Source organism: Streptomyces sp. NPDC030143 (genome assembly GCF_055573695.1).
This window is the reverse complement of record NZ_JBVIAY010000004.1, coordinates 183,054-200,253: the sequence shown is the minus strand read 5'-3', so window position 1 is coordinate 200,253 and position 17,200 is coordinate 183,054. Positions and strand designations below refer to the sequence as shown.

Sequence of the window (17,200 nt, the reverse complement as noted above, 5' to 3'; positions counted from 1 at the left end):
AGGGTGTGTTTCACGTGAAACCGATCGACCCGCGCCTGTTGCGATACGCCCGTGCCACCCGCCGCTTCCTCATGGCGGTGGTCGGTCTCGGGATTGTCGGAGCGGCGCTGGTCATCGCACAGGCAATGCTCATCGCCGAGGTGGTGGTCGGCGCCTTCCAGCACGGCCTGTCGGTGTCCGAACTCCGCACCCCACTGCTGCTGTTGGTGGGCGTGGCCATCGGTCGGGCGCTGGTCGCCTGGCTCACCGAGCTGGCCGCGCACCGTGCGAGCGCGGCCGTGAAGTCCGAGCTGCGAGGGCGTCTGCTGGAGCGGGCGGCCCAGCTGGGCCCCGGGTGGCTGAGCGGCCAACGAACCGGCTCGCTGGTCGCCCTCGCCACACGAGGTGTGGACGCCCTCGACGATTACTTCTCGCGCTACCTCCCGCAGTTGGGGCTGGCGGTGGTCGTGCCGGTGGCGGTGCTGGCCCGCATCGTCACCGAGGACTGGGTGTCCGCCGCGATCATCGTCGGCACCCTGCCGCTGATCCCGGTCTTCATGATGCTGATCGGATGGGCCACGCAGTCGCGGATGGACCATCAGTGGCGCCTGCTGTCCCGGCTCTCCGGCCACTTCCTGGACGTCGTCGCGGGCCTGCCGACGTTGAAGGTGTTCGGGCGGGCCAAGGCTCAGGCCGAGTCGATTCGACGGATCACCGGCGAGTACCGGCGGGCGACCCTGCGGACGCTGCGGATCGCGTTCATCTCGTCGTTCGCCCTGGAGTTGCTGTCGACGCTGTCGGTGGCGCTGGTCGCCGTGACGATCGGCATGCGGCTCGTGCATGGCGAGATGGACCTGTACATCGGTCTGGTCATCCTCGTGCTGGCGCCGGAGGCGTACCTGCCGCTGCGGCAGGTCGGCGCGCAGTACCACGCGGCCGCCGAGGGGCTCGCCGCCGCCGAGGAGATCTTCGCCGTCCTGGAGACGCCCGTCCCGACTTCGGGTACCGGCGCGGTGCCGACGGGCGGCGTGACCTTCGAGGGGGTGACGGTCCGCTATCCCGGCCGGTCGGCCGACGCCGTCACGGACGTTTCCTTCGCCGTCGAGCCGGGGGAGACGGTCGCACTCATCGGCCCGAGCGGCACGGGCAAGTCGACCTTGCTCAACGTGCTGTTGGGCTTCGTGCGGCCCGCCGGGGGCCGGGTGCGGGTCGGGGGAGCCGACCTCACGGACATCGACCTCGACCAGTGGCGGTCCCGCATCGCCTGGGTGCCGCAGCATCCGCACCTGTACGCCGGCACGATCGCCGAGAACGTACGGCTGGCGCGTCCCGACGCCGACGAGGCGGCAGTGCGCCGGGCACTGGCCGACGCGGGAGCCCTGGACTTCGTGGACGCCCTGCCCGCCGGAGTCGAGACCCCGCTCGGTGAGGACGGGGCCGGCCTCTCCGCCGGCCAGCGACAGCGGCTCGCACTGGCCAGGGCGTTCCTGGCGGACCGGCCGCTGCTGCTGCTCGACGAGCCGACGGCCGCGCTGGACGGGGAGACCGAGGCGGAGATCGTGGCGGCGGTGCGGCGGCTGGCGGCCGGCCGCACGGTCCTGCTGGTGGTGCACCGACCGGCGCTGCTGGCGGCGGCGGACCGGGTCGTGCGCCTGGCACCGACGGCGTCGACCACCCGCCCGACGGGCGTTCCCCGACCCGTGGACGCTCTCCGGCCGACGGGCGCTCCGCGGCCCGTAAAGGCTCCCCTGCCCGCTGACGCTGTCCGGGCCGCGGACGCTCCCTTGCCCGCGGCGGCGACCGACCGGGCCGCGGATGCGCACCCCAGGGAGGCTGTGGAGAGTACGGCAGCCGAGACGCGGGCCCCGGCCGCCCCGACCGGGGCCCTCGCCCGGGTCCGTGCCATGGCGGGCGCCCGACGCGGCCGACTCGCCCTCGCCCTGCTGCTCGGCAGCCTCGCCCTCGGCAGCGCCGTCGGTCTCATGGCCACCTCCGGCTGGCTCATCTCACGGGCCTCGCAGCAGCCGCCGGTGCTGTACCTGATGATGGCCGTGACCGCGACCAGGGCCTTCGGCATCGGACGGGCCGTGTTCCGCTACGCCGAGCGGCTCGTGTCGCACGACGCCGTGCTGCGGATGCTCGCCGACACCCGCGTCGCCGTCTACCGGCGGCTGGAGCGGTTGGCGCCCGCCGGACTGCGCGACACCCGTCGGGGTGACCTGCTGACCCGGCTCGTCGCCGATGTGGACGCCCTGCAGGGCTACTGGCTGCGCTGGCTGCTGCCCGCCGGTGCCGCCGCCGTCGTCTCGGCCGGAACCGTCGCGTTCACGGTGTGGCTGCTGCCCGAGGCCGGAGCCGTCCTCGCGGTGGGGTTGCTCGCGGCCGGGGTGGGCGTCCCGCTGGTCACCGGTGCCGTGGCGCGGCGGGCCGAGCGCCGGCTCGCCCCCGCCCGGGGGGTTCTCGCCACCCGCACGGCCGATCTGCTCACCGGCACCGCCGAGCTGACCGTCGCCGGTGCCCTGCCCCGCCGGACGGCCGAGGTGCGGGCGGCCGACTCGGTGCTCACCCGGATCGCCTCGCGTGCCGCCACGGCCACCGCCCTCGGCGACGGACTGACCGCGCTCATCTGCGGACTGACCGTCGCGGCCAGCGCCCTCGCGGGCGCCCAGGCGGTCGGTGCGGGGCGGCTCGACGGCGTGACGACGGCCGTCGTCGTCCTCACCCCCCTGGCCGCCTTCGAGGCCGTCCTGGGGCTGCCGCTGGCCGTCCAGTACCGCCAGCGGGTCCGCAGGAGCGCGGAGCGCGTGTACGAGGTCCTGGACTCCCCCGAGCCCGTGCGGGAACCGCCGCGGCCACGGAAGGCGCCCGAGTCACCGTTCCCGCTCGTCCTCGAAGGGCTCGCCGCCCGCCACGCCGGGCAGGACCGGGAGGCGCTCGCCGGACTCGACCTGACCCTGGCGCAGGGGCGCCGGATCGCCGTCGTGGGGCCGTCCGGTTCCGGCAAGACGACCCTTGCGCAGGTGCTGCTGCGCTTCCTGGATGCGGGCGTCGGCTCGTACACCCTCGGCGGGGTGGACGCCCGGGCCCTCGACGGCGACGACGTACGGCGGTTCGTGGGGCTGTGCGCCCAGGACGCGCACCTCTTCGACAGTTCGGTCCGCGAGAACCTGCTGCTCGCGAAGAAGGACGCGACCGAGGACGCGTTGCGCGACGCGTTGGGGCGGGCCCGGTTGCTGGAGTGGGCCGACAGCTTGCCCGAGGGCCTCGACACGCTCGTCGGTGAGCACGGGGCACGGTTGTCCGGAGGGCAGCGGCAGCGGCTCGCGCTGGCTCGCGCGCTGCTCGCCGACTTCCCCGTCCTGGTGCTCGACGAGCCCGCCGAACACCTCGACCTGCCGACCGCCGACGCCCTCACGGCGGACCTGCTGACGGCCACCGAGGGCCGCACGACGCTGCTCATCACCCACCGGCTGGCCGGGCTGGCGGCGGTGGACGAGGTCGTCGTCCTGGACGCGGGGCGGGTTGTGCAGCGCGGCGCGTACGCGGAGCTGGCGGCCGTGGAGGGGCCGTTGCGACGGATGGTCGAGCGGGAGGCGGCGACCGAGGAGTTGGTGGGGGCGGGGTGAGAACAGCCCCACCGGCGGCGCACTGCGCCATTCGTGGTGTGCGGTCCCCCAGGCGTACGACTTGAACAGGACCGGCACGGGCAGGTCGCGACAGGATCGCTGACATGCGCTCACCTCGTCGCCGTCGCCCGCTCGTTCCGGTTCTGCTGTGTGCGGCGGCCGTGCTCGCGGCGCGCCCCTCCGGCACCGACGGAGAACCCGGCGGTGAGGGGCCGGGCGGTGACGCCTCGGTCGGTGCGCAGGTGGCGCGGCTGTACGAGGACGCGGCCGTGGCCACCCAGCGGTACGAGGCGGGCCGGTTGGAGGCGGAGGCGCAGCGGACGGAAGCCCAGCGGCTGGAGGGTCTCCTCGGCAGGCAGCGGCAGGAGATCGCCGTGCTGCGCGAGGACCTGGGCCGTATGGCGCGTGCCCAGTACCGCAATGGCGGCGGGCTGCCGGTGGCCGCCCAGATCGTCCTGGCGCGCAGTCCGGATGAGCTGATGCGCGGTCAGCACCTCTTCGCGCGGACGAGCCTGTCCGTGGAGAACGCGATCGAGAAGAACCGTCGGGCGGAGGCGCGGCTGGCCGCGCACGAGGCGAAGGCCGCCCGGGCCTGGCGGGTGCTGGAGCGGCGCACGGTGGAACTCGCCGCTCTGAAGCAGGACATCGAGCAGAAGCTGGAGCGGGCCCGTTGGCAGTTGCAGGGGCAGGCGGACGCCTCCGTCGCCGCCGGCGCGTGCCGCGGGGCGGTACGGCTCGACCAGCCGCGCAGGCCACCGAGCGGGCCGTGGGTGGCACCCGTCGCCGCGTACACGCTGTCGGCGGCCTTCGGCAGTGGTGGTGCGCGCTGGGTGAACCGGCACACCGGACAGGATTTCGCGGTGCCGATCGGGACGCCCGTGCGGGCGGTCGGCGCGGGTCACGTGGTGCGGGTGTCGTGCGGGGGCCCGTTCGGCGTCGAGGTCGTGCTCGAGCACGCGGGTGGCTACTACACGCAGTACGCGCACCTCGCGTCCGTCGCCGTCGACCAGGGGGAGGGCGTGGCTCCCGGTCAGTGGATCGGGCAGTCGGGCACCAGCGGCAACTCCACCGGCCCGCACCTGCACTTCGAGGTGCGGGTCACCCCGGAGGCGGGGTCGGCGTTGGACCCGGTGCCGTGGCTGGCGGCCCGCGGCGCACCCCTGGGCTGAGGGGTCCGTGCACTCTGCCCGCCCGGGCGCCTTGCGCTGCACGGCACCGGACCGCGCTGCGTGATCAGGCGCTCATCGTGCAAGGACCCTGAGTCAGCCGGAGGACCCGAGCCGCTCGGCGACCAGCCGCTCGATGACGACGGCGACCCCGTCGTCGTTGTTGGCGACCGTCTGTCCGGAGGCCGCGGCGACGACCTCCGGGTGCGCGTTGCCCATCGCGTACGAACGGCCCGCCCAGGTGAGCATCTCGACGTCGTTCGGCATGTCCCCGAAGGCGACGACCTCCTCGTGGGAGATGCCGCGCTCCGCGCAGCACAGGGCGAGCGTGCTGGCCTTGGAGACGTCCGGGCCGCTGATCTCCAGCAGGGCGCTGGGGCTGGAACGGGTGACGTTGGCGCGGTCGCCGATGGCCAGCCGCGCCAGGGTGAGGAAGGCGTCCGGGTCGAGCGTCGGGTGGAACGCGAGGATCTTCAGCACGGGCTCGCCGGCCCCGGGGGCGTCCGGCGCCAGCAACTGCTCGGCCGGTGCGAGGGAGTCGGGAATCTCCATGTGCATCTTCGGATACTCCGGCTCCTGGTAGAAGCCGTACGTCTGCTCGACGGCGTACATCGTCCCGGGCGCCGCCTCGCGCAGCAGGCGTACGGCGTCCAGGGCGTTCTCCCGGGCCAGTTCGCGCACCTTCACGAAGCGGTGGGCGCCGGGGCCGCCGTGCAGGTCGACCACGGCGGCGCCGTTGCCGCAGATGGCCAGGCCGTGCCCGTGGACGTGGTCGCTGACCACGTCCATCCAGCGGGCCGGACGGCCGGTGACGAAGAAGACCTCGATGCCGGCCTCCTCGGCGGCGGCGAGGGCCGCGACCGTGCGCGGGGACACCGACTTGTCGTCACGCAGCAGGGTGCCGTCGAGATCGGTGGCGATCAGCCGGGGCGGGGTGGTGGCGGCCGGGGTCTCGGGCTGTCGAGTCGCTGAGGTCACCGGGCCATTCTCGCGCATATGCCCGCACGGCCGTGCGGGAGGGCGCACAGATGAGGCGTAGCCCACTGATCGGCTGTTCAGCGCAGTTGTGCCGGCGCCTCCAGGGCGATCCGCTCGAAGACCTTCTCGTCGGCGGCGAAGTCGGAGTCCGGGATGGGCCAGTGGAGGACCAGCTCGGTGAAGCCGAGCTCCTGGTGTCGACCCGCGAAGTCGACGAAGGCGTCCACGGACTCCAGCGGCCGGCCGCGGTCCGGGGTGAACCCGGTGAGCAGGATCTTGTCCAGCGTGCGCACGTCCTTGCCGACGGCCGCGCAGGCGTCCGTGAGCTTCTCGACCTGGTTGTGGAGGGCCTGAACCGACTGCTCAGAGGTGCCGCTCTCGTACAGCTTGGGGTCGCCGGTCGTCACCCAGGCCTGACCGTGGCGAGCGGCCAGCTTCAGTCCGCGCGGTCCGGTGGCCGCGATGGCGAAGGGCAGTCGGGGACGCTGGACGCAACCAGGGATGTTGCGGGCCTCGTGCGCCGAGTAGAAGTCGCCCTCGTACGACACGGCGTCTTCGCTGAGCAGCCGGTCGAGCAGCGGCACGAACTCGGCGAGGCGGTCGGCCCGCTCACGGGGGGTCCACGGCTCCTGGCCGAGGGCGGTGGCGTCGAAGCCGGTGCCGCCCGCGCCGATGCCGAGGGTGACGCGGCCGCCGGAGATGTCGTCCAGCGAGATCAGTTCCTTGGCGAGGGTCACCGGGTGGCGGAAGTTCGGCGAGGTCACCAGCGTGCCCAGGCGTAGCTGCTCGGTGACGGAGGCGGCGGCGGTCAGTGTGGGGATGGCCCCGAACCACGGGCCGTCACGGAAGGAACGCCAGGACAGGTGGTCGTAGGTGTACCCGGTGTGGAAGCCGAGCTGCTCGGCGCGCGTCCAGGTCGAACGGCCGCCCTCGTGCCAGCGGCGGTAAGGGAGGATCACGGTGCTCAGTCGCAGACTCATGTCGCCGAGCGTAGGCGGACGACCCTGTTTCACGTGAAACGGTCACCGCACGCGGCCGGCCAGCCACGGGCTGAGGCCGACCGTGATGAACTCCTTGTGCACCCGGTCACCCGGCAGCGGCACCATCAGGAACTCGCTCGGAGGGAAGCGGCGGGCCTTGACCCAGGCATGGCCCTCATAGACCGCGCGGACGAAGGCGGGGACGTCGTCGCGGTCGACGTCGGGGCACTCCACGCCGTCGACCGCGATCAGCGCGTCGTCGTCCGGATAGAGCCGCACGCTCACATGCGGCCGGCCGCCCAGATCGACGTACGCCTCATGGGGCAGAGAGCCGTCCGCGTCGGTGGTGACGCCGACGCCCGTGGCGGTCCGCCGGGAGGTCCGGTCGGCGCCGATGTCGTGGGCGACCTCGATCTCACGGCCGTACTCGGTGGCGATCTCGCGCAGAGCGGTGACGGCGGCCTCGGTGGTGGGGAGGTGGTCCATGCCCTCGATCATGGTGCCTCAGCCTGCCTCGGGGAACCGCAGATACTGCGGCGGCACAGCCTTCGTCAGCCACACCCCGTTCGCGCTGACGTGGAAGACATGGCCGTCACGGTGCATGGCCACCGCGTCCACCGAGAGCACGACGGGCCGGCCGCGACGGGCCCCGACCCGGGTCGCGGTCTCACGGTCGGCCGAAAGGTGCACGTCGTGCCGGTTCATGGGACGCAGACCTTCGGCCCGGATCGCGTCCAGGGAGCGGGCCACGGTGCCGTGGTAGAGGTGAGGCGGTGGGGGCGTCGGCGGCAGCCCGAGGTCCACCTCGACGCTGTGGCCCTGGCTGGCGCGGATGCGGGTGCCCTCAACCGCGAAGCGCCTCTTGTCGTTGGCGGCGACCACATGATCCAGCTCGTCCCGGGTGAAGGGGAACCCGTGTGCGGCAGCCGCCGCCATCAGGATGTCGATCTCGACCCAGCCGCCCTCGTCGAGGGCCAGACCGATGCGTTCGGGCTGGTGGCGCAGATGCTTCGAGAGGTACTTCGACACCTTCACGGTGCGTCTTTCGTCCATGCCGCCAGCATGACGGGAGAGACCGGGATCACGCATTTCCTTTGACGCCGATGTTTGATCCACAGGCAACCGTGTTTATCCACAGTCCATGTGGGCGCGCTGTGGACAACGCAGCGACAGGGAGCGGGAGTTGTGTAAGGAGCATCCACGGAAGCGCTTTGCGCAACGAGTCGAACAAGCGGCAGTGTGGGGACACAAGGAGCCGACCGGCCTCACAGGGGTGGCTTCATGCGCGCCAGCGACCTCAACGCACCCGGCAGAAACCGTGACAGGAGACGCGCTCCCCGTGCCTCGGGAGTGACCGGCACGACCGAGTCGTTGCGGACGACCGCCCGCAGTACCGCGTCAGCCACCTTCTCGGGCGGATAGTTGCGCAGTCCGTACCACCGTGCCGCCCGCCTCCGACGGCGTCGCTCCTCCTCCTGATCCACCCCCACGAACGTGGCCGTGGAGGTGATCGGCGTGTTCACCAGGCCAGGGCAGACGGCGGTCACGCCGATGTCCCTCTCCGCGAGTTCGGCGCGCAGACACTCGCTCAGCATGAGGACCGCCGCCTTCGAGGTGCTGTACGCGGGCAGCGCCCTGGACGGCTGGAAGGCGGCGGCGGAGGCGATGTTGACGATGTGCCCGCCCTGACCGCGCTCGCGCATCTGCCGGCCGAAAAGACGGCAACCGTGGATGACACCCCACAGGTTGACGTCGAGGACCTTGCGCCAGTCGGCCGTCGTCGTGTCGAAGAAGGAGCCCGATAGGCCGATGCCCGCGTTGTTGACCAGCACGTCGACCACGCCGTACTCGGCGGCGACCTTCTTCGCGAGGTCTTCCATGGCCTGTTCGTCGGAGACGTCGACCGTCTCCGCCCAGGCCTGCGGGGCACCGACCAGCCGAGCCGACTCCGCTGTGCGCACCGCCGCTTCGGCGTCGCGGTCGACGGCCACCAGACGCGCGCCCGCCTCCGCGAACGCCAACGCCGTGGCGCGCCCGATGCCGCTGCCCGCACCCGTGACCAGGACGAGCTGTCCGCCGAACCGCTGGGCGTACGCACTCGTGGGCTCCTGGCCGGGCTCGACCGTCTCGCCCGCGGCGCCGCGCTCGGACTCGACGACCGTGACGAAGTCGGTGATCCAGCGGGCGACCTGGTCCGGCCGGGTCCGGGGGATCCAGTGCTTCGCCGGGAGCGTCCGCCGGGTCAGCCTCGGCACCCACTGCTCCAGGTCGTCGTGGAGACGCTCCGAGAGGAAGGCGTCCCCGAGGGGCGTGATGAGCTGCACGGGCACGCGCGCGTAGGCGTCCGGGCGCGGACGGCGCAACCTGGCCCGGACGTTGTCGCGGTACAGCCACGCGCCGTGTGCGGCGTCCGAGGGCAGGGACGCGGTCGGGTAGTCGCCGCCGGGCACCTTCTCGACGCGTCGCAGGATGGCCGGCCAGCGCTTGCCGAGCGGTCCGCGCCAGGCGAGTTCGGGCAGCACGGGCGTGTGCAGCAGATACACGTACCAGGACTTGGCGCCCTGACCGAGGAGTTGACCCACCCGCCGCGGAGTGGGGCGTGTGAGACGGGTGTTGATCCAGTGGCCGAAGTGGTCCAACGACGGGCCCGACATCGACGTGAAGGACGCGATGCGGCCCTCCGTGCGCTCGACCGTCGCGAACTCCCAGGCCTGCACGGATCCCCAGTCGTGGCCGACGAGATGGACCGGCCGGTCCGGGCTCACCGTGTCCGCGACCGCCAGGAAGTCGTCCGTCAGCTTCTCCAGCGTGAAGCCCCCGCGCAGCGGACGCGGCGCCGACGAGCGGCCGTGGCCCCGGACGTCGTACAGGACCACGTGGAAGCGGTCGGCGAGGCGGACGGCGATCTCCGACCACACCTCCTTGCTGTCCGGATAGCCGTGCACCAGGACGACGGTCGGCCGCCGCGGGTCGCCCAGCTCGGCGACGCACAGCTCGATCCCCCCGGTACGCACCCGGCGTTCCCGCGCGTCTTTCAGCACCGTCACTTCGCCTCCGCCCAGCGCCGCGTGTGCGGCAGGTCGTCGTCCAGCCGGAACGTGCTCTCCTCGCGATCACGGGAGTCGGTGACCAGGAGGATCTCCTCGAACTTCGCGCCCGCGCCCCGGAAACCCGCGTGGGGTCCGACCGCCCACGGGCCCGGCCGCGGCGGGCGGTCGGAGAAACCAGCCCCGCACCCCGCGCTCGCGCAGCCATGCGCGCTGCACCCGCGCGGCCTCACGCTCCTTGACGCCCGGACGCGGCCCGCGGCCACCACCTCCGCGCACTCGTAGCGGAGACGCTGCACCCGCCGGAATCCCCGCAGCTCCGCGGAGCGTGCGCGTGTCACTGCCGTCGTCATGGCACCTCGGTCCCGCCGTCGCCGTACGCGCTCGTCACCTGACCTGCGCCGAATCTCGCACTTGTTAGAGAGGTCGTCAACAGGGCGGGCGGTGGTCTCGTGGATCACTGCGCGTAACTCTCAAGCAGGGCATCCCCGACGTCCCCCTACACCTGAGGTCTGAGGCGAAGACGGCTCTGAGGTCTGACGAATTCCGTGGCGTGCGTCACTACTGTCGACGACGTGACTGTGATCGCGACCGAAAGCCTGAGCAAGCGGTTCCCCCGGGTGACCGCGCTCGACCGGCTGTCCGTGGACATCGGACCCGGTGTGACGGGACTCGTCGGTGCCAACGGCGCCGGCAAGTCCACTCTGATCAAGATCCTGCTGGGTCTGTCCCCCGCGTCGGAGGGCCGCGCCGAGGTGCTCGGCCTCGACGTCGCCACCAAGGGCGGCGCCATCCGCGAGCGCGTGGGCTACATGCCGGAGCACGACTGCCTGCCGCCCGACGTCTCGGCCACCGAGTTCGTCGTGCACATGGCCCGCATGTCCGGCCTGCCGCCCACCGCAGCGCGCGAGCGCACCGCGGACACGCTGCGCCATGTCGGCCTGTACGAGGAGCGCTACCGCCCCATCGGCGGCTACTCCACCGGCATGAAGCAGCGCGTGAAACTCGCCCAGGCCCTGGTGCACGACCCGCAGCTGGTCCTGCTGGACGAGCCGACCAACGGCCTCGACCCGGTAGGCCGCGACGAGATGCTCGGCCTCATCCGCCGCATCCACACCGACTTCGGCATCTCGGTCCTGGTCACCTCCCACCTGCTGGGCGAACTGGAGCGCACCTGCGACCACGTCGTCGTCATCGACGGCGGCAAGCTCCTGCGCTCCAGCTCCACCACCGACTTCACCCAGACCACCACCACCCTCGCCATCGAGGTCACCGACACCGACGAGCACCCCGACGGCACCCGCGCGGTGCGCGAGGCGCTCCACACGCGCGGGGTGGACGTCCTCGACGCGAACAGCGGCCTGCCGGGCGCCGGCCACATCCTGCTGCTGACCGCGCAGGGTGAGGAGACCTACGACCTGGTGCGCGACGTCGTCGCCAACCTCGGCCTCGGCCTGGTCCGCATGGAGCAGCGCCGGCACCACATCTCGGAGGTCTTCAAGGACGACGACGCAGCAAGGAAGGAGGCCGTCGGCCATGGCGGTTGAGCACCCCCTGGCGCCCGCACCGGGCGCCCAGACCCGCATCCACAACATCGGCTACCGCACCTACGACGGCCCGCGCCTCGGCCGCTCCTACGCCCGCCGATCCCTCTACTCGCAGTCCCTGCGCGGCGCCTACGGCCTCGGCCGCTCGGTGAAGTCCAAGGTGCTGCCCATGCTGCTGTTCGTGGTGATGTGCGTGCCCGCGGCCATCATGGTCGCCGTCGCGGTCGCCACGAAGGCCAAGGACCTCCCCCTGGACTACACGCGCTACGCGATCGTCATGCAGGCCGTCATCAGCCTGTACGTCGCCTCGCAGGCACCCCAGTCCGTCTCGCGCGACCTGCGCTTCAAGACCGTGCCGCTGTACTTCTCGCGGCCGATCGAGACGGCCGACTACGTGCGCGCGAAGTTCGCGGCGCTCGCCTCCGCGCTGTTCATCCTCACCGCGGCCCCGCTGCTGGTGCTCTACGTGGGCGCCCTGCTGGCCAAGCTCGACTTCTCGGACCAGACCGAGGGATTCGCTCAGGGACTCGTCTCCGTGGCACTGCTCTCCCTGCTCTTCGCCGGCATCGGCCTGGTCATCGCCTCGGTGACACCGCGCCGCGGCTTCGGCATCGCGGCCGTCATCGCCGTCCTGACGATCTCCTACGGCGCGGTCTCCACACTCCAGGCCATCGCCGACGCGCAGGGCAGCACCGGCGCCACCCCTTGGATCGGGCTGTTCTCGCCCGTCACGCTCATCGACGGAGTGCAGTCCGCGTTCCTGGGCGCCACCTCCGCCTTCCCCGGCGGAGTCGGCCCCACCCACGGCGAAGGCGTGGCGTACGTCCTCGTCAGCCTGGGCCTCATCGCCGCCAGCTACGGCCTCCTGATGCGCCGCTACCGGAAGGTGGGCCTGTGACCACGCTCTCCCTCGACCACGTCTCACGCTGGTTCGGCAACGTGGTCGCCGTCAACGACATCACCATGACCATCGGTCCCGGAGTCACCGGACTGCTCGGCCCCAACGGTGCCGGCAAGTCCACCCTCATCAACATGATGGGCGGCTTCCTTGCCCCCTCCACCGGCACCGTGACCCTGGACGGCCAGCAGGTCTGGCGCAACGAGGCGATCTACCGGCACATCGGCATCGTCCCCGAACGCGAGGCGATGTACGACTTCCTCACCGGCCGCGAGTTCGTCGTCGCCAACGCCGAGTTGCACGGCCTGGGCGCCAAGGCCGCCCAGAAGGCCCTGGCCACGGTCGAGATGGAGTACGCCCAGGACCGCAAGATCTCCACGTACTCCAAGGGCATGCGCCAGCGCGTGAAGATGGCGAGCGCCCTGGTGCACGACCCCTCGCTGCTCCTGCTCGACGAGCCCTTCAACGGCATGGACCCCCGTCAGCGCATGCAGCTGATGGACCTGCTGCGGCGGATGGGCGACGAGGGACGCACGGTGCTGTTCTCCTCGCACATCCTCGAGGAGGTCGAGCAGCTCGCCTGGCACATCGAGGTCGTGGTCGCCGGCCGGCACGCGGCCAGCGGCGACTTCCGCAAGATCCGCCGCCTGATGACCGACCGCCCGCACCGCTATCTGGTGCGCTCCAGCGACGACCGCGCTCTCGCGGCCGCGCTGATCGCCGACCCGTCGACCTCGGGCATCGAGGTCGACCTCGCCGAGGGCGCGCTGCGTATCCAGGCCGTCGACTTCGGCCGCTTCACGGCCCTGCTGCCGAGGGTGGCGCGCGACCACGGCATCCGGCTGCTCACGGTCTCGCCGTCCGACGAGTCCCTCGAGTCCGTGTTCTCGTACCTGGTCGCGGCGTAGGAGGCCGAATATGTACGACCCCACTGTCGCCCGGCTCACGTATCGGGCCCTGCTCGGCCGTCGCCGAGCCCTCATCCTCGGCGCGCTGCCGCTGCTGCTGATCGCGGTCTCCGTGGTCGTGCGCGCCCTGACCGGAGCGGACGACCAGACGGCGTCCGACCTGCTGGGCGGGTTCGCGCTCGCCACCATGGTGCCGATCATCGGCGTCATCGCGGGGACGGGCGCGATCGGCCCGGAGATCGACGACGGCTCCGTCGTCTACCTGCTGTCCAAGCCGATCAAGCGGCCCACGATCATCTTCACCAAGCTGATCGTGGCGATCGCGGTGACCATGGTGTTCTCGGCACTGCCGACCCTGATCGCCGGGTTCGTCCTCAACGGCAACGGCCAGCAGATCGCCGTCGCCTACACGGTCGCCGCGCTGGTCTCCTCCATCGCCTACGCCGCGCTCTTCCTGCTGCTCGGCACGGTGTCGCGGCACGCGGTCGTCTTCGGCCTCGTCTACGCCCTGGTCTGGGAGGCCCTGTTCGGCTCCCTGGTACCGGGCGCGCGCACGCTCAGCGTTCAGCAGTGGTCCCTGGCGGTCGCCCACGAGGTGGCCGGCGGCGACCTGATCACCTCGGACGTCGGACTGACCACGGCGACGGTCCTGCTGGTCGCGGTGACCGTGCTGGCCACCTGGTACGCGGGACAGAAACTGCGGGCACTCACGCTGGCCGGCGAGGAGTAGGCGCCCCCGGGGGCGGCCGGACGACCACCGCCCCCTGAGGGGAACGCTCTTGACGGAGGCTTCACCTTCGTCGGGGCACACTGGGCCGAACGGGACAGAGCGGGAAGACCGGAAGGACTGCCGGGAGGATCACGATGGCGGACGAGGCGGGGCGGCACGACGACCGGGAGCGCGAGGACCGCGGACGGCCCGGGGAGGGACCCTCGGGGGCGCATTCCGCGGGGGACTCGGCGGGGTCGGGGGACGGCCTCTGGGGCGACCTCGTCCTCGACGAGGACTTCGTACGGTCCGCCGAGACGTCCGAGCCGTCCGCCCGCGCCCGGATGCTCGCAGCCCGTTGGCGTGACGAGAAGCCCGAGCCGCAGCCCTGGCGGTCCGACGAACCGCCGACGGGCTGGTTCTTCAGCAAGGCCCGCCGCCGCAGGTGGCGACGGCGCTAACCGACTCCCCTCTATCGCACGGCCGTTTTATTCGGTGGCGTCCGACTCGTCCGCCCGGCACAGTGGTGATGTCCACGCCGCCGGTCGAACCGAGTCGGCGTCGCACACGGGGAGAGGAGCGGGGCGATGCCCATGCACGGCAGTTCGTCCCGCTTCCGTCAGGGCAGCCCGAGGCGGGCTCCGGAGTAGTTACCCCTCCGTCGAGCCCGCCCCGCACGGGGAGCTGCCCGGGGCGGCCGCTTCGAGCACGCGAATCCCACTTCGCGTGGGCCGCCTTCCCGGCTTCCGCCTCCCAGGGGGCGAACCTGGCCGGGGCGATGGGGTCACCCTCATCGCCCCGGCACCACGGCCGACGGCGGGACTGCGACCGGCCGGGCGGCACCGTGTTTGCGGGTCGCCCCCGCCCAGAACGCCACCGTGACTGCCAGAGGCACCGAGGCCACGGGACATCTCGAGGCCACCGGACCGCACTGACGCCGATCACGACAGGCCACCAAGGCGCCACCCGCGCCCACGCACCAGGCGCCACCCGCCCGCGCTGCGCGTTACCCGGTCCGGCTCACCCGGTCCGGTCCGGCCCGCCCGCGCGGCCGGGACCGCCCGCCCGGGCGCCAACCGGCCAACCGGTCAGCCGCACGGCCTGTGCCGGCAGCGCCACCCGCGCCTACGCGGCCAGCAGGCGTTCCAGGACCACCGCGATGCCGTCCTCCTCGTTCGAGGAGGTGATCTCGTCGGCCACCGCCTTCAGTTCGTCGTGGGCGTTGGACATCGCCACGCTGTGGGACGCCCAGGCGAACATCGGGATGTCGTTGGGCATGTCGCCGAAGGCGATCGTGTCGGCGGCCCTGAGACCCAGGCGGCGGGCGGCGAGGGAGAGACCCGTGGCCTTGGACAGGCCGAGGGGGAGCAGCTCCACAATGCCCGCACCGGCCATCACCACCGAGACGAAGCCGCCCGCGGCCCGGCGGGACGCCTCGGCGAGCTCGTCGTCGGACAGTTCCGGGTGCTGGATGTAGATCTTGTTCAGCGGGGCCGACCAGAGGTCCGAGGCGTCCGTGAACGGCGTCGCCGGCAGTCTGCCGGCGACGTATCCGGGACCGACCAGCACCTCGCCGTCCAGCCCGTCCCGGCACGCCGCCAGGTGGAGCGGGCCGACCTCGGCCTCGATCTTGGCGAGGGCCACCCCGGCCAGCTGCCGGTCCAGGGTCACCGAGGTGAGCAGACGGTGTTCGCCGGCGTCGTAGACCTGGGCGCCCTGGCCGCAGACGGCGAGGCCGTCGTAGCCGAGGTCGTCGAGGATGTGCCGGGTCCAGGGGGCCGCGCGGCCGGTGACGACGATGTGGGCGGCCCCCGCCGCGGTGGCGGCGGCGAGGGCGTCACGGGTGCGCGGCGAGATCGACTCGTCGGAACGCAGCAGCGTCCCGTCGAGGTCGGTCGCGATCAGCCGGTAGGGAAAGGTCGTGGCTGCGGTGGCCTCGCTCACCGGGCCACCGGTTCCAGGACCTCCCGGCCGCCGAGGTACGGGCGCAGCACCTCGGGCACGCGCACCGAACCGTCGGGCTGCTGGTGGTTCTCGAGGATCGCCACGATCGTGCGGGGAACGGCGCACAGGGTGCCGTTGAGCGTGGCCAGCGGGCGGACCTGCTTGCCCTCGCGGACGCGGATCTGCAGGCGGCGGGACTGGAACTCGGTGCAGTCCGAGGTCGAGGTCAGCTCGCGGTACTTGCCCTGGGTCGGGATCCACGCCTCGCAGTCGAACTTGCGGGAGGCGGACGCGCCGAGGTCGGCCGACGCGACGTCGATGACCCGGAACGGCAGCTCGAGCGACGTCAGCCACTGCTTCTCCCACTCCAGCAGGCGCTGGTGCTCGGCCTGCGAGTCCTCGGGAGTGACGTAGGTGAACATCTCCACCTTGTCGAACTGGTGGACGCGGAAGATGCCCTTGGTGTCCTTGCCGTGCGAGCCGGCCTCGCGGCGGAAGCACGGCGAGAAGCCGGCGTAGCGCAGCGGGAGGCGATCGGCGTCGATGATCTCGTCCATGTGGTACGCGGCGAGGGGGACCTCGGAGGTGCCGACCAGGTAGAGGTCGTCCTTGTCGAGGTGGTAGACGTCCTGGGCCGCCTGGCCGAGGAAGCCGGTGCCGGCCATCGACTGCGGGCGCACCAGCGCGGGGGTGAGCATCGGCGTGAAGCCGGCGGCCGTGGCCTGCGCGATCGCGGCGTTGACCAGGGCCAGCTCCAGCAGGGCGCCGACGCCGGTGAGGAAGTAGAAGCGGGATCCGGAGACCTTCGCGCCGCGCTCCACGTCGATCGCGCCGAGCAGCTGGCCCAGCTCCAGGTGGTCCTTGGGTGCGAAGCCCTCGGCGTCGAAGTCGCGGATCTCGCCGTGCGTCTCCAGGGTGACGAAGTCCTCCTCGCCGCCGACGGGCACGTCGGGGTGGACGAGGTTGCCGAGCCGGAGGAGGAGCTCCTGGGTCTCGGCGTCGGCGGCGTCGCGCTCGGCGTCCGCGGCCTTGACGTCGGCGGCGAGCTGGCTCGCCTTCTTCAGCAGCTCGGCCTTCTCGTCCGCGGAGGCCTTGGGGATGAGCTTGCCGAGCGACTTCTGCTCGGCGCGCAGCTCGTCGAAGCGGACGCCGGACGACCTGCGCCGCTCGTCGGCAGACAGGAGAGAGTCGACGAGCGCGACATCCTCTCCACGGGCGCGCTGGGATGCGCGCACACGGTCGGGGTCCTCACGGAGCAGGCGAAGGTCAATCACGCGGTCAAGGCTACCGGTGTGGGGTGAGGACCTACGACTCGCTATTCCTGGCAGCGCCGTACATACCGTTATGGGTGAATTGCCTAGCGTGTCAGTAAAAGGTGTCTCACCCCCTGGGACGAGTCAGGGGCGGGGTTCGGGATC

General features: G+C 72.0%; 14 protein-coding genes and 1 pseudogene. 7 read left to right on the top strand and 8 right to left on the bottom strand.

The genetic code is table 11. From position 1 onward, the window contains the following. Positions 1-14: 14 nt before the first annotated feature. Positions 15-3,605 (top strand): thiol reductant ABC exporter subunit CydD, encoded by a 3,591-nt coding sequence (gene cydD, locus ACZ4YY_RS09330; RefSeq protein ID WP_468285794.1) that lies wholly within the window; start codon positions 15-17, stop codon positions 3,603-3,605. 104 nt (positions 3,606-3,709) lie between these two features. Next, on the top strand, positions 3,710-4,774 hold the full coding sequence (locus tag ACZ4YY_RS09325; protein WP_468285791.1) for a murein hydrolase activator EnvC family protein: 1,065 nt from the start codon (positions 3,710-3,712) through the stop codon (positions 4,772-4,774). A gap of 93 nt (positions 4,775-4,867) precedes the next feature. Here ACZ4YY_RS09325 and ACZ4YY_RS09320 read toward each other — a convergent pair whose 3' ends face one another. The 6 genes and pseudogenes from ACZ4YY_RS09320 to ACZ4YY_RS09295 all read right to left on the bottom strand — a co-directional run. Then, entirely contained in the window at positions 4,868-5,767 is a 900-nt protein-coding gene (locus ACZ4YY_RS09320; protein WP_468285788.1) for a Cof-type HAD-IIB family hydrolase, read from the bottom strand. Positions 5,768-5,826: 59 nt separating this feature from the next. After that, positions 5,827-6,729, bottom strand: a complete 903-nt coding sequence (locus ACZ4YY_RS09315) for an LLM class flavin-dependent oxidoreductase (protein ID WP_468285785.1) — start codon at positions 6,727-6,729, stop codon at positions 5,827-5,829. Positions 6,730-6,771: 42 nt separating this feature from the next. Further along, on the bottom strand, positions 6,772-7,227 hold the full coding sequence (locus ACZ4YY_RS09310; RefSeq protein WP_468285783.1) for a hypothetical protein: 456 nt from the start codon (positions 7,225-7,227) through the stop codon (positions 6,772-6,774). A 6-nt stretch (positions 7,228-7,233) separates the two neighbouring features. After that, positions 7,234-7,782 carry an RNA 2'-phosphotransferase gene (locus ACZ4YY_RS09305; RefSeq protein ID WP_468285780.1) on the bottom strand — a complete coding sequence of 183 codons (549 nt, stop codon included), beginning with the start codon at positions 7,780-7,782 and terminating at the stop codon, positions 7,234-7,236. Positions 7,783-7,994: 212 nt separating this feature from the next. Further along, the gene (locus tag ACZ4YY_RS09300; protein ID WP_468285778.1) at positions 7,995-9,776 is read right to left on the bottom strand and encodes an SDR family oxidoreductase; all 1,782 of its coding nucleotides are present in this window, start codon (positions 9,774-9,776) and stop codon (positions 7,995-7,997) included. Beyond that, positions 9,773-9,952: pseudogene (locus ACZ4YY_RS09295) on the bottom strand (M24 family metallopeptidase); the annotation flags it as partial. The pseudogene ACZ4YY_RS09295 and the gene ACZ4YY_RS09300, both read right to left, overlap by 4 nt. A 405-nt stretch (positions 9,953-10,357) precedes the next feature. On the opposite strand from ACZ4YY_RS09295, the gene ACZ4YY_RS09290 reads away from it, so the two are divergent. From ACZ4YY_RS09290 to ACZ4YY_RS09270, 5 genes are all read left to right on the top strand, one after another. Continuing rightward, entirely contained in the window at positions 10,358-11,323 is a 966-nt protein-coding gene (locus tag ACZ4YY_RS09290) for an ABC transporter ATP-binding protein (protein WP_468286562.1), read from the top strand. Beyond that, entirely contained in the window at positions 11,313-12,221 is a 909-nt protein-coding gene (locus tag ACZ4YY_RS09285) for an ABC transporter permease (protein WP_468285775.1), read from the top strand. The genes ACZ4YY_RS09290 and ACZ4YY_RS09285 overlap by 11 nt, the downstream gene beginning before the upstream one ends. Then, positions 12,218-13,129 (top strand): ABC transporter ATP-binding protein, encoded by a 912-nt coding sequence (locus ACZ4YY_RS09280; RefSeq protein ID WP_468285772.1) that lies wholly within the window; start codon positions 12,218-12,220, stop codon positions 13,127-13,129. The genes ACZ4YY_RS09285 and ACZ4YY_RS09280 overlap by 4 nt, the downstream gene beginning before the upstream one ends. Positions 13,130-13,139: 10 nt before the next feature. Next, positions 13,140-13,859: an ABC transporter permease subunit gene (locus ACZ4YY_RS09275; RefSeq protein ID WP_468285768.1), complete on the top strand. Its 720-nt coding sequence runs from the start codon at positions 13,140-13,142 to the stop codon at positions 13,857-13,859. A gap of 134 nt (positions 13,860-13,993) precedes the next feature. Beyond that, positions 13,994-14,299 (top strand): SGM_3592 family protein, encoded by a 306-nt coding sequence (locus ACZ4YY_RS09270; RefSeq protein WP_468285765.1) that lies wholly within the window; start codon positions 13,994-13,996, stop codon positions 14,297-14,299. A gap of 664 nt (positions 14,300-14,963) precedes the next feature. Here the strand turns inward: ACZ4YY_RS09270 and ACZ4YY_RS09265 are convergent. Both ACZ4YY_RS09265 and serS read right to left on the bottom strand, forming a co-directional pair. Continuing rightward, the gene (locus ACZ4YY_RS09265; RefSeq protein ID WP_468285762.1) at positions 14,964-15,782 is read right to left on the bottom strand and encodes an HAD family hydrolase; all 819 of its coding nucleotides are present in this window, start codon (positions 15,780-15,782) and stop codon (positions 14,964-14,966) included. Continuing rightward, on the bottom strand, positions 15,779-17,056 hold the full coding sequence (serS, locus tag ACZ4YY_RS09260) for a serine--tRNA ligase (RefSeq protein WP_468285757.1): 1,278 nt from the start codon (positions 17,054-17,056) through the stop codon (positions 15,779-15,781). The genes ACZ4YY_RS09265 and serS overlap by 4 nt, the downstream gene beginning before the upstream one ends. Positions 17,057-17,200 lie beyond the last annotated feature (144 nt).

Excerpts from the sequence above, each read along its gene's own strand:
- ACZ4YY_RS09325 (WP_468285791.1), top strand. The coding sequence starts at position 3,710 with ATGCGCTCACCTCGTCGCCGTCGCCCGCTCGTTCCGGTTCTGCTGTGT.
- ACZ4YY_RS09320 (WP_468285788.1), bottom strand. The coding sequence starts at position 5,767 with ATGCGCGAGAATGGCCCGGTGACCTCAGCGACTCGACAGCCCGAGACC.
- ACZ4YY_RS09315 (WP_468285785.1), bottom strand. The coding sequence starts at position 6,729 with ATGAGTCTGCGACTGAGCACCGTGATCCTCCCTTACCGCCGCTGGCAC.
- ACZ4YY_RS09310 (WP_468285783.1), bottom strand. The coding sequence starts at position 7,227 with ATGATCGAGGGCATGGACCACCTCCCCACCACCGAGGCCGCCGTCACC.
- ACZ4YY_RS09305 (WP_468285780.1), bottom strand. The coding sequence starts at position 7,782 with ATGGACGAAAGACGCACCGTGAAGGTGTCGAAGTACCTCTCGAAGCAT.
- ACZ4YY_RS09285 (WP_468285775.1), top strand. The coding sequence starts at position 11,313 with ATGGCGGTTGAGCACCCCCTGGCGCCCGCACCGGGCGCCCAGACCCGC.
- ACZ4YY_RS09275 (WP_468285768.1), top strand. The coding sequence starts at position 13,140 with ATGTACGACCCCACTGTCGCCCGGCTCACGTATCGGGCCCTGCTCGGC.
- ACZ4YY_RS09270 (WP_468285765.1), top strand. The coding sequence starts at position 13,994 with ATGGCGGACGAGGCGGGGCGGCACGACGACCGGGAGCGCGAGGACCGC.